The 14,896-nt window shown below is 59.4% G+C and carries 12 protein-coding genes; 5 read left to right on the top strand and 7 right to left on the bottom strand.

The genetic code is table 11. The features are described from left to right. Positions 1 to 20: 20 nt before the first annotated feature. From DYL59_RS08960 to DYL59_RS08940, 5 genes are all read right to left on the bottom strand, one after another. A complete protein-coding gene (locus DYL59_RS08960) occupies positions 21 to 1,928 on the bottom strand; it encodes a hypothetical protein (protein ID WP_135288856.1) in 1,908 nt (635 codons plus the stop codon). A gap of 467 nt (positions 1,929 to 2,395) precedes the next feature. Beyond that, positions 2,396 to 3,640 (bottom strand): efflux RND transporter periplasmic adaptor subunit, encoded by a 1,245-nt coding sequence (locus DYL59_RS08955; protein WP_135288855.1) that lies wholly within the window; start codon positions 3,638 to 3,640, stop codon positions 2,396 to 2,398. Next, on the bottom strand, positions 3,630 to 5,108 hold the full coding sequence (locus DYL59_RS08950; protein ID WP_135288854.1) for a TolC family protein: 1,479 nt from the start codon (positions 5,106 to 5,108) through the stop codon (positions 3,630 to 3,632). The genes DYL59_RS08955 and DYL59_RS08950 overlap by 11 nt, the downstream gene beginning before the upstream one ends. Next, positions 5,101 to 6,300: an ABC transporter permease gene (locus tag DYL59_RS08945; RefSeq protein ID WP_135288853.1), complete on the bottom strand. Its 1,200-nt coding sequence runs from the start codon at positions 6,298 to 6,300 to the stop codon at positions 5,101 to 5,103. Before DYL59_RS08945 ends, DYL59_RS08950 begins: the two co-directional genes overlap by 8 nt. Continuing rightward, positions 6,297 to 7,004, bottom strand: coding sequence for an ABC transporter ATP-binding protein (locus DYL59_RS08940; protein WP_135288852.1), 708 nt, complete (start codon positions 7,002 to 7,004; stop codon positions 6,297 to 6,299). The genes DYL59_RS08945 and DYL59_RS08940 overlap by 4 nt, the downstream gene beginning before the upstream one ends. A gap of 359 nt (positions 7,005 to 7,363) precedes the next feature. Here DYL59_RS08940 and DYL59_RS08935 point away from each other — a divergent pair, with 359 nt between their 5' ends. Together DYL59_RS08935 and DYL59_RS08930 are read left to right on the top strand one after the other, a co-directional pair. Further along, a complete protein-coding gene (locus DYL59_RS08935) occupies positions 7,364 to 8,122 on the top strand; it encodes a TetR/AcrR family transcriptional regulator (RefSeq protein WP_135288851.1) in 759 nt (252 codons plus the stop codon). A 265-nt stretch (positions 8,123 to 8,387) separates the two neighbouring features. Then, positions 8,388 to 10,148 (top strand): hypothetical protein, encoded by a 1,761-nt coding sequence (locus DYL59_RS08930; RefSeq protein WP_135288850.1) that lies wholly within the window; start codon positions 8,388 to 8,390, stop codon positions 10,146 to 10,148. A 10-nt stretch (positions 10,149 to 10,158) separates the two neighbouring features. Here DYL59_RS08930 and DYL59_RS08925 read toward each other — a convergent pair whose 3' ends face one another. Both DYL59_RS08925 and DYL59_RS08920 read right to left on the bottom strand, forming a co-directional pair. Then, positions 10,159 to 11,220 carry an FUSC family protein gene (locus DYL59_RS08925; RefSeq protein ID WP_135288849.1) on the bottom strand — a complete coding sequence of 354 codons (1,062 nt, stop codon included), beginning with the start codon at positions 11,218 to 11,220 and terminating at the stop codon, positions 10,159 to 10,161. 151 nt (positions 11,221 to 11,371) lie between these two features. Next, on the bottom strand, positions 11,372 to 12,988 hold the full coding sequence (locus DYL59_RS08920) for an NADP-dependent glyceraldehyde-3-phosphate dehydrogenase (RefSeq protein WP_135288848.1): 1,617 nt from the start codon (positions 12,986 to 12,988) through the stop codon (positions 11,372 to 11,374). A gap of 138 nt (positions 12,989 to 13,126) precedes the next feature. Here DYL59_RS08920 and DYL59_RS08915 point away from each other — a divergent pair, with 138 nt between their 5' ends. The 3 genes from DYL59_RS08915 to DYL59_RS08905 all read left to right on the top strand — a co-directional run bounded on the left by DYL59_RS08915 (position 13,127) and on the right by DYL59_RS08905 (position 14,894). Then, positions 13,127 to 13,990: a Dyp-type peroxidase gene (locus tag DYL59_RS08915; protein ID WP_135288847.1), complete on the top strand. Its 864-nt coding sequence runs from the start codon at positions 13,127 to 13,129 to the stop codon at positions 13,988 to 13,990. Positions 13,991 to 14,211: 221 nt separating this feature from the next. Further along, the gene (locus DYL59_RS08910; RefSeq protein ID WP_135288846.1) at positions 14,212 to 14,484 is read left to right on the top strand and encodes a BufA1 family periplasmic bufferin-type metallophore; all 273 of its coding nucleotides are present in this window, start codon (positions 14,212 to 14,214) and stop codon (positions 14,482 to 14,484) included. Continuing rightward, on the top strand, positions 14,481 to 14,894 hold the full coding sequence (locus DYL59_RS08905; protein ID WP_135288845.1) for a DoxX family protein: 414 nt from the start codon (positions 14,481 to 14,483) through the stop codon (positions 14,892 to 14,894). Before DYL59_RS08910 ends, DYL59_RS08905 begins: the two co-directional genes overlap by 4 nt. Positions 14,895 to 14,896: the final 2 nt, after the last annotated feature.

Raw genomic sequence — 14,896 nt, 5'->3', positions numbered from 1 at the left:
GGTTGGTGTGAAGTCATCTTCTATTGAAGTACCTCTGTTAGCTGGATCTGGTCAACTAAAAAAGTATGGGTGGTGTTATTTTTAAATGAAATGCTGACTATTTTGTTTAAGGCAATGTCGCCCACTGAAAGCTCAAACGATTCGCTCAATTTTACCCAGTTTTTATTAGGGCTTAACAATTTGTTTATGACCAAGCCGGAAAAATCAATTTTTACTTCCGAATTGGCTGAGCTTCCTGTTGATTTGCAGTAAAAGCTCAGCTCATATTTAGCGTGCTGTTTTAGCCTGCTATAATATTTTTTAATTCCTGGCTCTATTAATTCGCTCGCCGTCTTGGTCGCCCGCCAACAAATATTTTCAGCTCCATCTATAGTAAGGTCCCCCTTTTCGGTAACCGTGTTTTCCCACATATTCCAGTTGTATCTATCGAAGCTGGTAAGGTCCCTTAATAGCGGGTCGCCCACTTGCCATTCTCTTCGTAGCGACTCGCGAGGTGTCTCGTCGAGGTGCCGAACACTGTAGTAGCCTTCAATAAATCGCCCATCAAATTTATTGATTTCACGGCCTGGCACGTCTAATACCATTTGGTCGCCTGGAGGAAACTCTCCGATCGTTAGACAATCGCTGTACTCGATGGTGTCGTTCCCCTTAGACAAAATCACGATGGTTAGAATATCCTGGCTCTCCCAAGTGAGTTGCCTCGGGAAGCGTATTGTGGCTTTGGGCACATTGGGGTCGAGGTACTTATCAGGGGCTTCGTCAATACTTGGCGCTGGCCAATGTGCGGGATTGCCATGGACATTGAGAAACAGGTAGTCAGATGGTTTATCCTTTTGTCCTTCGCCAGTCAGAAAGTAGTTCACGGCAGCACTGCCCCTGGCGATAGCTTTCACCAACTTGTAGGGAATGGAAAAAAAGTAAGACCCTGCCCCCATTATTATCTGGCTGTCTGTGTGCGGCACGGACCCGCCTTCAGCATCTACCCCTGCCCAAATTATGAATACGCGACTGTACGCAACGGTATCTGATTCAAAAATATACAACCCAACTTGTGCATCATTCTCGTCGAGCGTCTCCAGGTCGATATCGAAACCAGAATCAGGAAATTCTAACCAAGGACGAGCAAGAAGTTTGTCGTCTAAATATACGCGTAATCTAACTTCCTCCGACCAGGGCTCCCAAGGATCACTCTTATTACCTGTAGGGCCCTGCACTCGATAAGCGATAGGCATCAAATCACTTTTCCCAGCCGCACGAATGGTCTCGTAGCTGACCGTGACTTTTATGTCAGTACCCACCTCCGAAGGTTGAATCCAGCGTGTGACGGTCTGAGAACCCCAAGCCAGGAATATACGATCGTACGCAGCCATATTTTCCCAATATCGGAAGAGGACTTCAACGCCTTCACGAGCTCGTTCATCACTAAGACCGTAGAGCACAATCTCTATGGGCAACTGAAATACCAGCTTCTGGTTACCTGGTGAGGGGTTTAAATCTCTCCCCCCAGGTCGACGCAGATAAACGCGTAGTCGTAACGGATCAGTGTATGAAGGGTTCCCGCTAGGTCGGCGTACTTCAACAAACACTGGATCGACGATAAGTTCGCGTATATTTTCGCGTCGAATCGTAAAAGCAATTCGCTTAAGCGCCTCGTCTCCCGGGTAAAGAGTTTTAGTTGCAATAGGTGTATCGATATTTCCCCAGTGCAATCGAAAAGTAGTAAGCACAGGGGTATTGTCCGGTCGCGCCATGTAAACGACAAGGTCATATTCAACTTGATACAACCCTATGCCGGCATCAACATTATCCTCATCCCCATCTATTTTTGGATGCATATTTTCAGTTTCTATTGAGGGTAGATCTGCAATGCGTGGGAGACCTTTAGGCATGATCTGTTCTCCAAAGATATGTTGACCGTTAAATTGCATGAACACGAAGCTAGAGGAGACACCCATTAGGTAAGCTTGACTACTGTCAATGTTCACAGGTGCGGAGAATTGTAGGGGCTTACTCGAGAAGCACTGAGCATTTCGTTTTTTGGTACTTGTCATCTCATCTCAGACTGAGATTTGGTCGCATCGAGAATTGCAGATCTGGTGTAACGTTCTCTAACCAACCTTTCAACGATCTTGGCTACGCTTGCACTGCCAATATCCTCCTTACTACAGAAGAACATTCCGAGTTGAGCTAGTGCGTACGATCGGCCACCCTCAGCCAGAGCGATGGTCCCCGGACACGAGTTATCCCGTTAGCGGCTCAAGGTTGTACCCGCGCTGAAATTGGCAGGCTTATGGGGTGCTCACTTCCCGTTAAACCGGTTGTCATCAACGCGCCCAGGCTGAGCGACTGGACGGCGGCGTACCTTGATGGCGCTGTCGCAGGATGGGATCATCATTTATCTTGAGGTTTTAACAAACCCAGGCTTGAGACCAAATACTTCAACCCCCTGCGGAGTCGACTGCCCGGTCGTCACCTTCACCCGCTCCACCGGCCTATCCATCGCCTCCCGATACTCCACCTCACCCCCAACGATCGCCTGCGCTGGCACCACAATCGCCTGCTCATTGTTGTAGGTCACAATGGTCAACCGCGCACTCATGCCCAAGCGCACCCGCTGCAACTGTTGCGGCGTGAGCTTGGGAATCGACAGGGTCACCGGAAACTGCGCACTGCCCTGGCTGTCACTGGCAATCGCCAAGCCACTGACCACGCTGACCGAGCCGCTCAGCCGTTCGCCATCGAAACCATCGCCCAGCACTTCCACCGCCTGGCCCTGACGCAGTTGGTTGATGTCCAGCTCCGAGACCTTGGCGGTGATTTTCAGCCGTTCGATATTGGCCAGGCCAAACAGCACCTGGCCCTGGCCGACCTTGCTGCCGGCCTGTATCGGAACGTTCGTGTTGTTGGCGCCTTGAGCGCTGTTGTTACCGGGCGCAGGCACCACGATGCCGGAGAACGGCGCCTTGACCTCCCGGCCCTCCAGCAGCTTGTGCAGGGCGTCGTAGCGCACCGTGGCGTTGGTCAGTTCCATGTCGGCGATCTGGCGGTACTCGCCTTTGCCCTGGTCGAGGGCCTGTTGCAGCTCGCTGCGGGCAGAGGCGAGGTCCAGTTGCTGTTGTTGGGTTTGCTGCTTGAGCTCGTCCAGTTCGTTGCGCGGGATGATGCCGCGCTGGAACAGGTTTTCACTTTCGGTGAGTTTGCGCTGGGTATTGCCGGCGGTCATTTCGGTGGTGCGCAGGCTGCGTCGGGCGCGGGCGACGGCGGGGCTGCTGTCCCAGTCCTGCATCTCTTGCACCGTGCGCCGCGCCTTAAGCTGGGCGGAGAGGGCATCGCGCAGTTGCACTTCGAGGGTGGAGGGGTCCATGCGCAGCAGCACCTGGCCGGCCTCGACCCGCTGGCCTTGCTCCACCAGATTGGCCAGCACATTGCCGTCGAAGGGCGCGGTGAGGGTGATGGTGGTGTCGGGCTCGATCTTGCCCACCAGGCCGATCTGGTGCACCAGTGTGTCGGGCTTGACCGCCAGCCATTGTTCGGCCGGGTTGGAAGGCTCCGTGGCCGGGCTGCGTAGGCCGAGCAGCCCGGCAGCGCCCAACAACAGGATCACGGCAGCGCCCAGCAGGCGTTTTTTATTAGTAGTCATTGAGGGCGATTTCCCAACTTTCCAGCGTCATGCCCAGGGTCAAGTCGAGCTGGGTCTGGGCGTTCAAATAAGCGATCAGCGCATTGAGCTGCGCATTTTCGGCGTTGCGCAAATCGGTCTCGAAACTCAGCACCTGGAAGTTGGTGGAGCGCCCGGCGCTGAGTTTTTCCCGCTCGATGTCGATCTTGCGCCGGGACAGCTCCACGGCGCGCTGGGAGATTTCATATTGGCGCCAGCGCGTGCCGAGGTCGCGCACCACATCGTTGACGCTGCGCTCCAGGGCCTGGCGGGCGTCGGCAATGCGAATCTCCTGATCTTCCACATTCACCCGCGCGCGTACCTCAGCCTGGCGCGTGCTGATATCGCCGATGGGGATTTGTACCTGCACGCCGGCGTAGCTGTCCCAGGTGCGGTTATTGCTGCTGCCGGCGCTGGTGTTGTAGGCATCGCGCACCTGGTTGGCCCCGGCTACCAGGTCGACCTGCCAACGCCCGGAGTCCTTGGCGATCACCAGGTTGAGGTCGGCCTGCTGGCTGCCGAGCAGGGCGGCGAGGTATTCCGGTTGCTGGTTCTGCGCCAGGTTGAAGGCCTGGCGCTTGTCGATCTGCATAGGCTTGGCCTCCAGTGCCTCGCTGGCGCGGATGGGCGTGGACAGGTCCAGGGCCAGCAGGCGCAACAGGGCCAGGCGGCTGGTGTCGAGTTGGTTCTGGGCTTCTTCCACCCCCAGTTGCTGGGTGGCGATATCGGCTTCGGTCTGCACGATTTCAAACTCGGCCATGCGCCCGGCAGCGATCAAGGCACGGTTCACTTCCAGCAGGGTGCCGGAGCGCTTGAGGGCGTCCTGCACGATGGTCAGTTGTTCCTGGGCGCGCAGCAGTTCGCGGTAGGTGCCGATGATCTGGCTGATGGTCTGTGCCACGGTGGCCTTGAGGTTCAGGCGGTTGGCCTGTTCCGACAGGCGCGACAGGCGCAACGGCGCGGTGGTGGCGTCCCAGCCGGCGCCGCGCATCAAGGGTTGGATGATCGCCAGGTCCAGGCCGTCGCTGCGGTAGCGCCCGGCACGGTCGGCGTTGTTCAGTTGCTGGGTCCAGGCCATGCTCAGGCGCGTGCCGTACTCGCCTAGCAGGCTGGTGGCGGGCGCGAGGTTGGCGTTGCGGGCGTTGTCGGCCGAGCCACGGGTGCCGCGGTAATAGCTGTTGAGGGTCAGCTTGGGGTTGAAAGTGTCTTCGGCCACGCGCAGGTCGAATTTTTGCGCCACCCGTTGCAGGTAGGCGCTGCGGATCGCCGGGTTGTTGCGCAGGCCCAGGTACACAGCGTCCCCCAGGGTCAGGGTGGTGACCTGGGCATTGAGCGACACGCCACGGTCGTAGCCGCTGCGGGTGCTGCTGGGCGCCGACGGGTTGATCACCACGGTGGAGGCCATGGCGGGCAGGCAAGCCAGGGTCAGCAGTGCGAGCCATTTATTCATCGCGCAGGGCCTCCACCGGCGGTAGCCGCGAGGCCGACACTGCCGGGTAGATGCCAAAGAACAACCCCACCAGCAACGTGCTGCCCACCCCCAGTGGCAGGGCGGGAGCGGCCAGTGAGAACGCCCAGCCTGACAGCCAGGCATACAGCCACGCAGCGGTCACGCCCAGCACTGCGCCGCACAACGCGCCGACGGCAGTCAGGGTGACGGCTTCGAGCAGGAACAGGTTGCGGATATCCCGCTGGCGCGCACCGAGGGCCATGCGGATCCCGATTTCGCGACGGCGCTCCGAGACATTCATCAGCATCACGTTCATCACTCCGACACCGCCGCCCACCAGGGAAATCGCCCCCAGCGCCAGCAGCAGGTAGGCGAAGGTGCGGCTTTGCCGGGTCATGCCGTCGATCATTTGCTGGGGCACCTGGATGTCGACCGTGTGGTCGGTGAGCTGGGTTTGCAGCGCGGTGGCGGCGTCCTTGGCCATGCGTTCCATGTCCTGGCCGGGGGCGGCGCGGATGACGATGTTGCTGATCGCGGGCGTGGCATAGATGCGGCGCATGCCTTCGGCGGGGATGAACAGCGATTCGCCACCCTGAATGGGCATCAGCATGGCGCGAGGCTGAGGGTTCAGGATGCCGACGATCAGGAACAGGTAGTCGTTGATGCGCACCCGATCGCCCAGGTTCACCGGGTCGCCTGGGGTACCCAGGGCTTGCGCGACCTGGGCACCGATGACGGCGTAGGTTTCAGCGCTGTCGAAGGCCGACAGGAAGCGGCCGTCGCGCAGGTCCAGGCGCATGGCGTGCGGGACGTCCGGGGTGATGCCGACAAAGTTGGCGTTGGTGGTACGGCCATGAAACACCACGGCGCCGCTGAACAGGCTGAGGGCGCCGATGTGGGCGATGCCCGGTACGGCCTGGCGCACGGCATCCAGGTCCAGTTGGGTGCGCATGAGCACGGTGCTGCTGCCCTTGCGCGGGAACTGTGCCACCAGGGTGTCGGTGCCCATGTCCTTGAAAATCATTGCTGCATCCACCGCCGCGTTGTGGCCGATATTGATCAGCGCCACTACCGATGAGCTGCCGATCACAATGCCCAGCAGGGCCAGGATCGAACGCTTGCCCAGGGTGCGCAGGCTCACTAACGCTTCGTGCAGCAGTTGGCTGAGGCTCTGCTCGACCCGCAGGCTCATGGGCGCGGCGCCTCTTGCACCACGCCATTGCGCACCAGGATCTTGCGGTCCAGGCGGGCAGCGATATGGGGGTCGTGGGTGACGATGATCAGCGTGACTTGCTGATCGCGGTTGAGGGCCAGCAGCAGGTCCATGATGTCCTGCGCGGTGCTGCTGTCGAGGTTGCCGGTGGGTTCGTCTGCAAGGATCACCGACGGGTTGCCCACCAGCGCGCGGGCGATGGCCACCCGTTGGCGCTGGCCGCCGGAGAGGTCGGCGGGGCGATGGTGGGCGCGATCGGCCAGGCCCACCTGGTGGAGCATGCGCAAGGCCTGCTCCACCGAGTCATGGCGCGAGACGCCGCGATAGCTCAAGGGCAGGGCGACGTTGTCCAGGGCACTGAGGCGTGGCAGCAGGTTGAAACTCTGGAACACGAAGCCGATTTGCTGGTTGCGGATTGCCGCCAGTTCATCCGGGGTGGCGTTGAAGATATCGTGGCCGGCAAAGTGGTACTGGCCGCAGTTGGGCAGATCCAGCAGGCCGAGGATATTGAGCAGGGTGCTCTTGCCGGAGCCGGAGGCGCCGAGGATGCCGCAGCTGTCGCCGCGGGCGATGGACAGGCAGACGTCATTGAGAATGGACAGGTGTTGCCCGGCCAGCTGATAGCTTTTGCCGATGCCTTGCAGGGAGATCAAGCCTGGGTGCGCGGGGGTATCTGTCATCATGACTACGCCTTCAGTCTCGACGGTGCCGCCATGCCCCCGGTAAAGCTTTGTAACAAGTTCGGGAGCTGCCTGGAACGCGTCACGGACTGGTTTTATTTCTTGTTTTTAAAATATTATTTGAATAGTAACCGCCTTCCAGGCACTTCGCCAGCCGTGGATGTAGAGCGGTTTTACGCCTTGAAACGATTCCCTCCGGGTGCCTTCCGGGCGTGCCCAAAGCCCTTCTACTCCCCTCAGCAAGCCCGCAGGCCAAGGCTTTGGGTAATATGGCGGAGTGTCACTACTTGCTTTCGACAAGCCGCCCCGGTATAAAAAATCAAATTATTTTTTAAAACAATATTTCCGCCGTGGAACTCTTTATGGTCGCGAAGAAACTCAGCGCTCCAAACGTTACCAAAACTCGATTGCTGGATGCGACTGAGGCCCTCTTCATTAAGTACGGATACGACGCGGTTTTGTTACGCCAGATTACCGAGCGTGCCCAGGTCAACCTGGCTGCCGTGAACTACCACTTCGGGGACAAGGACTCCCTGATGAAGACCCTGCTGATGCAACGCCTGGAGCCCCTCAACGAGCAGCGCCTGGAGTTGCTGGCGCGCTGCGAGGCCGAGTCCGACGGCCCGCTGGACTGCGACACCCTGCTGGGCGTGCTGTTTGCCCCGGCCATGGGCCTGGAGCGCAGCGACCCGGCCAGCGCCAGTGGGGAAGGGCGCTCATTCATCCGCTTTCTTGGCCGCGTGTACAGCGACACCTCGCCGTTTATCCAGGAATACCTCAAGGTGCATTACCAGCCGGTGTTCCAGCGTTTCTTCGAAGCCTTCGCCCTGGCCTTGCCGGACCTGCCGCGCAACGAACTGGGGGTGCGTCTGCAATTTGCCCTCAAGGCCATCTCCGGGGTCATGGCCGGTACCGAGCTGCGCCTGCTGATGAACTCCATGAGCCTGGGCCGTCCGGCCACCGACGCGGAAGTGATGGCCAAGTTGATCACCCTGGTGTCGGCAGCCATTCGTGTACCGCAGCAAAGCCCCGAAGCGGAAAATGCACTGGCCAAGGTGCTCGACACCCAGCGCGCCATTCGGGAACAGGCCGCTGCGCCGGTTGCCAAGGCCTCGCGTTAGGCCAAATCCCAGGCAAAAAAAAGCCCGCTGGGGCGGCGGGCTTGATGTGCAACATTTGTAACGGATGAGGCTTCACACTACGTTTCAGGATGTGAATAAAACGTGAAAAAAATGTAAGAAAAAGTTAGTCCTTCATAAGTGCGTTCTACCTTTCGTCGCTACCTGTGAATTCTGACAGTTGGCGAACACCTTGTTTGGGTATCTGCTTTATCCCACACCCCGTGTATGGAAAGCAGGCTGAATATCCCCGGCAAGGAGTTGATAAATGTCCCGCAAAAAAGCCAAGTATCAACTCGAACCGGTTGATGTTCCTTTAATGTTTCCTGCCATTGAAGGGGACGTGGAAAATGCTGACGGCGGGATAGGTATTGTGCATGCCACACGCGACCTGGTCGTTCATGTGACTTACCCTTTCCTGACTCCTGTGGGAACAGTGTTCCAACTGTTCTGGGGAAGCTCATCTCCAGTAGGGTTTTATCTGGTGCGCGATGGCGATCCACCACGTACCCGTTTCCCGCTCACGGTTCCCGTGCAATTCATTCGTGAACCCAGGGCTTTTCCGGTGTACTGCAAGATCATCTCGAATGAGGATGGGCCCCCACAGACTCCCCCGTTGAACCTGAGGGTTAATTTAGGCAGGCCTGGGGGGCAGGCGCCCGAGCCAATCGCCGGCGGAAATCGCAATTTGGTACTTGAACTTGAACCCGAAGTGGACTTGGAGGGTGTTTCCGAACAAAAAGCCAAGGTAGGGGTGTTCGTCACATGCCGAAAATGGCTGAACATGCGCGTTTATGATCAGCTGATACTGGCCTGGGGGTCACAAAAGATCATCCACTGGGTACAGCTCAACGAGGTCGATCGGGATATCACGGTCAAGGTGACTCCCGAAATGATCGAGGCTGGCGGTGATAGCGAAATGCTCCCCGTTGCTATGACGGTTGTAGGGGCCACCGGCAATCTGCCTGATGAGCGCGCGCCGTGGTCAGAGGTCAAGTTGGTGTCGGTGCATGCCAACAGTCAGCGTAGAGAAGCGCCCTTTGTCAGTATTCCTGCGGTCGACACTGAACTTGACTTGGCAGAGATTGGTAACGGCGCGGTGGAAATTGGGTTCGTCGTGCTCACGGAGGATCTCAAGCACTACACCCATGCGCATGTGTTCTGGACGGGCACGACCAGTGATGGAGGGTCGATTTCCCATACGGAGACCCGAGAGATTCCGAGTGCGCGGGCCTATTATTTCGATATACCCAATGGGATTGTTGCCGCGAGCGCCAAGGGGAGCACGTATACCTATTACATGCTCGAAGGACCCGCTGGGCTTTCCCCTCGTTCCAATTATCGTCATTTGAAGATCAATGGCGAAATCGTGCAGTGGCCGCCGCCCGATGTCGACGGTGAAGCGGACGGTGCGATTGACCCTGACCTGCCGCAAGTCCACGTCCGCATACAGAGACAACCCACTTGGAAATCATTCGATGGGATTGAGTTGAAGCTGCTGGCCAGTGGCCCCAGCGGGACCATCGAACACAGCTCACACGTCATCCTTGGGGAAATCCCTGAGGATGAGCAAGAATTGGGGGTTGTGGTTAAGGACTCAGCGTTCAAACTGTTCAAAGGGCGAGAGATGGAAGTGCTCTACATCGCGACCAAGGCAGGCGCAAGGCCCCGCGAGTCCCTGCGCCGAGTAATCCGCGTTGGTGAGCTGCAAGCTGATATGCCCGCACCCGACGTTGAGCAGGCGCAGGATGGTGTGCTTGCACTGGCGGACGTCTCTCCGTTCGGCACACCGGTTAAGGCGCCATTCTCCGAGGTTGAGTTCGGTGATTGGGTGACGTTGCACATCCAGGGGGCGCACAGTGCCGATTTGCCGAAACCTGTGAACATCCCAGGCGTTGCCATGGGGTTCGATGTGTTACCTCAGGATCTGGCTTCAAATCTGAATAAAGATATTTCAATTTTTTACACCCTTAAGCGCACAAATTTACCGGTGCTTTACTCCCTGACGACACCTTTGCGTATTGTCTGAGGCTCAGGCATCAGATTTTCCAGTGCACGGCGCTCTTGGCCAACCGCTGGCGCATGGCGTCCACGTTCTGCGCCAGTTGCAACGTCAACAATCGATAGCCATCCAGCGCACTGTAAACCGGGGCGTCCAGCGCAGGCTCGCCCCCGCCGCCTGTACCGACCCGTTCCAGCCGCTCTGTCACGCCAGACTTCAACGCGCGCGCCATCCCCACCAGCTGCACGCGGATCTGCCGGTGCTCGGCCTTCAACATCACCTGCATCCTGGCCATCGCCTGGGCATCCCTGGGGTCGGGGCGGGTATTGCCAAGAATTTCCAGGGTGCTGATGCACAGGCGCAGATGCCGCTGGATAGCATCCAGCTCAGTCATGGAGATGCGCACTTCCTTGGACACCGACGGCATCAGTGAGCGCAGTTGCAGCATCGCCGCATTCAGGCGATTGAGCAGTTTCAGGTGTTGATCATCGGTCACCGACTGGCCGTTGATGATCCGGCTGTAGATTTCGGCACAATCGCGCAGTGCACTGGCCAGGTTGTAGCGCCATGAATACACGGCATACAACGGCAGGGCGAACGAGAAGGCCAAGGCCAGGGCGATACCAATCAGGATGTCCACGGTGCGCCACAGGCCGTCCGACAGCGGGTTGTCCCCGTGCCCGGCGACGATAAACACCGTGATCGCCGACAGCAGCGCGGTATACCCGCCCTTGCCAATGGCGTGGTAGGAAAAGAACCCGCACACCACCGACATCAGCAGGTAGGTGAGCAGCGGCTGGCCGACGTAGGCCTCCTGCACCACCAACAGCAACCCGACACTGGCGCCGATCAAGGTGCCGTAGGCGCGCTCCACGGCTTTCTTGCCGATATTGCCGTGATGCTGCAACCCACCGATCACCACCAGCATGGTCACCGACGCCCATTCGCCGTGGGGCAGGTTGATACCGGTGGTCAGCAAGATAGTTGCCAGCAGGCCGATGGACACGCGCACGGCGTGGATAAGCTTGGCGTGGCGATAGCGGCGGTACGGGTCAAGCAGCGGGCGCAACAGGCGCCGGGCAAACATGGGCAGGTTCATCGGTAGTAAAGGGGCCTCGGCTATCAGGGAGTGTGGGGTCCAAATGTGGGAGGGGGCTTGCTCCCGATGGCGGTCGGTCAGTGACAGATGTGCTGGCTGAGCTCCTGCAATCGGGGGCAAGCCCCCTCCCACATTGTGGATCTGCGAGCATTCAAAAGATGTAGTCGGTTGTCAGGAAGCTGGAGTCACGGTTTCGCAGAATATCGCTCACCAACGCCTTGTTGCTCTCCTGGAACTTGGTCGCCACCAGGGTGCGAATCGAGAACACCCGCAACGCGTCATGTACCGACAACGTGCCCTCGGCCGAGTTCTTGCGGCCGTTGAACGGGAAGGTGTCGGGCCCGCGCTGGCACTGGGCGTTGATATTGATACGGCCGACCTGGTTGGCAAAGGTATCCACCAATTTGCCGACGGCCTCGGGATCGGTGCCGAAAATACTCAGTTGCTGGCCGAAGTCCGAATCCAGCACATACTCGATCACCGTTTCCAGGTCGCGGTAGGGCACGATCGGCACCACCGGGCCGAACTGCTCCTCGTGGTACACGCGCATCTGCGGGTTCACCGGGTACAGCACCGCCGGGTAGAAGAACGAGCCACGGCTGGTGCCGCCATTCTCATTCACCACCTGCGCGCCGTGTTGGGCGGCGTCGGCCACCAGGCCGTTGAGGTAGTCCACTTTGCCCACTTCCGGCAGTGGGGTCAGCGCTACGCCGTCTTCCCAAGGCATGCCCGGCTTGAGGCTGGCCAGCTTCTTATTGAATTTGTCGATGAAGCCTTCGACCACATGCTCATGCACAAACAGGATTTTCAACGCGGTGCAGCGCTGGCCATTGAACGACAGGGAGCCGGTGACGGCTTCGCTCACTGCATTGTCCAGGTCCACCTCGGGCAGCACGATGCCGGGGTTTTTCGCGTCCAGGCCCAGGGCCGCGCGCAAGCGGTGTGGCTTGGGGTGCAGTTTTTTCAGGTCGCTGGCGGCCTTGTTGGTGCCGATAAACGCAAAGATATCGATCTTGCCGCTGGCCATGAGTGCGCTGACGGTCTCGCGGCCGCTGCCGTAGATCACGTTGATCACCCCGGCCGGGAAGCTGTCGCGAAAGGCCTCCAGCAGCGGGCGGATCAACAGCACGCCAAGCTTGGCCGGCTTGAAGACCACGGTGTTGCCCATGATCAGCGCCGGGATCAGCGTGGTGAATGTCTCGTTGAGCGGGTAGTTGTAGGGGCCCATGCACAGCGCCACGCCCAGGGGCACGCGTCGGATCTGGCCGAGGGTGTCCTGCTCCAGCTCGAAGCGGCTGGAACGGCGGTCCAGTTCCTTGAGGGCATTGATGGTGTCGGTGATGTAGTCGCAGGTGCGGTCGAACTCTTTCTGCGAGTCCTTGAGGTTCTTGCCGATTTCCCACATCAGCAGCTTGACCACCGCGTCGCGCTGTTCACGCATGCGCCGCAAGAAGGCTTCGACGTGTTGGATGCGGTCTACCACGCGCATTGTCGGCCACTCGCCCTGGCCACGGTCGTAGGCACGCACGGCGGCGTCGAGGGCGGTGAGGGCGGTGTCGGCATCCAGCAGCGGTGTACTGCCGATAGGCACGCGGTGTTCGCCAAACTGCACCGGGCTTTGCACTTGAGCCAGTGGCCCGTTCCACACCTGCAACTGGCCGTCGACCAGGTAATCACGCTGTTCAATGGGCGCCGCCAGGCGAAATTGCTCGGGAACATCGTCGGCGGAGTTGGGAAACAGCTGGGCGAGCAGGTTGCTGGTGGTCATGTCGCTACCCCTGGAATAGTTGCAAAACATGACTAGAGAGTCACCCAACAACAGGCTCTATGGCAAGGCTTGTGCGCTTTCTCCTACGCAGCGCCGTGATCGCCGGTTAAACTGCGCGGCTTTCTTGAAGGAGTTCACATGAGTCAGTACCAGCCGGGCATTCTTGCCGCACCGGTGCCGTTGCAGGCACGCCATCTGTTTTTTGCCGTGGATTCCCTGGCCGCCGTACCCGCTGCGCTGGACGCGCTGGTGCAGTTGACCGATTCGGCGGCAGTGGTGGGTTTTGGCGAGCCGCTGGTAACCGCACTCGGTGCACAGATCGACGGCCTGCGCAGTTTCCCCGCCGTCAGTGGGCCGGGCGCCCACAACCCGTCCACCCAACATGCCTTGTGGGTGTGGTTGCACGGCGTGGATCGCGGAGAATTGCTGTTGCGCAGCCGTGCGTTCGAAAAAGCCCTGGCCCCGGCCTTTGCCCTGGTTCAAATGACCGAAGGCTTCCGCTACAAGACCGGCTTTGACCTCACCGACTACGAAGACGGCACCGAAAACCCCCACGATGACGCCGCCGTCGAAGCCGCCCTCACCGACAGCGGCGCCAGCTTCGCCGCGATCCAGCAATGGCAGCACGACCTCGATGGCTTCGCCGCCTTGCCCGCCCAGGAACGCGACCATATCATCGGCCGCCGCCACGGCGACAACGAAGAACTCGACGACGCCCCTGAATCAGCCCACACCAAACGCACCGCCCAGGAAAGCTTCACCCCGGAAGCTTTTGTGGTACGCCGCTCGATGCCCTGGGCCGAGAATGGCCAGGCCGGGTTGATGTTTCTCGCGTTCGGCCATTCGTTTGATGCGTTCGAAGCGCAACTCAAGCGCATGAGCGGGTTGGAAGATGGGATTGTCGACGGCCTGTATCGCATCAGTACGCCGTTGACCGGTGGCTACTACTGGTGCCCGCCGATCAAGGAAGGGCATCTGGACCTGAGTGCCCTGGCAGACTGATCGCCCAGAGGCCTTAAAAAACGCGCCATGACCCCCACGGTCATGGCGCGTTTTTTTATGCCTGTGTATCACACTGTGTCCACTACCCCTTCTGATACACCGTCATGATCTTGCGGGCGGTTCGCGACACAGAGCGGATACACGCCTGGCTTTAAATCTGTTCACCAGCTGGCGCGCACACAGCGCCCTGGTTTCTTCAGACAAGCCAGGAGATTCACCCCATGAAGCGTCCCTACGCAGCCCTCGCGGCAACCCTTGCCCTGTCCCTCAGCGCTTTCGTCGCCGTGGCCCATGCCGATGAGGCCAAGCCCCAGGAAAAATGCTTCGGCGTGTCCCTGGCTGGCGCCAATGACTGCGCCGCCGGTGCCGGCACCTCGTGCGCCGCCACGTCCACCACCGACTACCAAGGCAACGCCTGGGTGCTGGTGGACAAAGGCACCTGCACCCAGATCAAGACCCCCAAAGGCTACGGCAGCCTGACGGAGCAGCCGTGATCCAGCGCCTGCTGCCCGACGCGCTGCTGTTGCTGGTGGCCCGTGTGGCGGTGGCGGCGGTGTTCTTCCTGTCGGGGCGCACCAAGGTTACCGGCTTTCTGGAACTCAAACCCTCGACCTACACCTTGTTCCGTTCCGAATACGCCTTGCCCCTGATTCCACCTGATTGGGCCGCTCACTTGGCCACCTACGCCGAGCACCTGTTCCCAGTATTGCTGGTAGTGGGCCTGCTGACACGCCCGGCCGCCGCCGCGCTGCTGGTCATGACGCTGGTGATCGAAGTGTTTGTGTACCCCAGCGCCTGGCCCGTGCACCTGACCTGGGCCGGCCTGTTGTTGCCGTTGCTGGCCAAGGGCGGTGGGGCCTGGTCGTTGGACCGCCTGCTGTCAGGCAAACGTTTATCCCTTTGATG

It is taken from the genome of Pseudomonas kairouanensis, assembly GCF_004682055.1.
In the GTDB taxonomy this organism is placed as follows: domain Bacteria; phylum Pseudomonadota; class Gammaproteobacteria; order Pseudomonadales; family Pseudomonadaceae; genus Aquipseudomonas; species Aquipseudomonas kairouanensis.
Note: the sequence above shows the minus strand (reverse complement) of the source record. Positions and strands in the feature narration are given on the sequence as shown.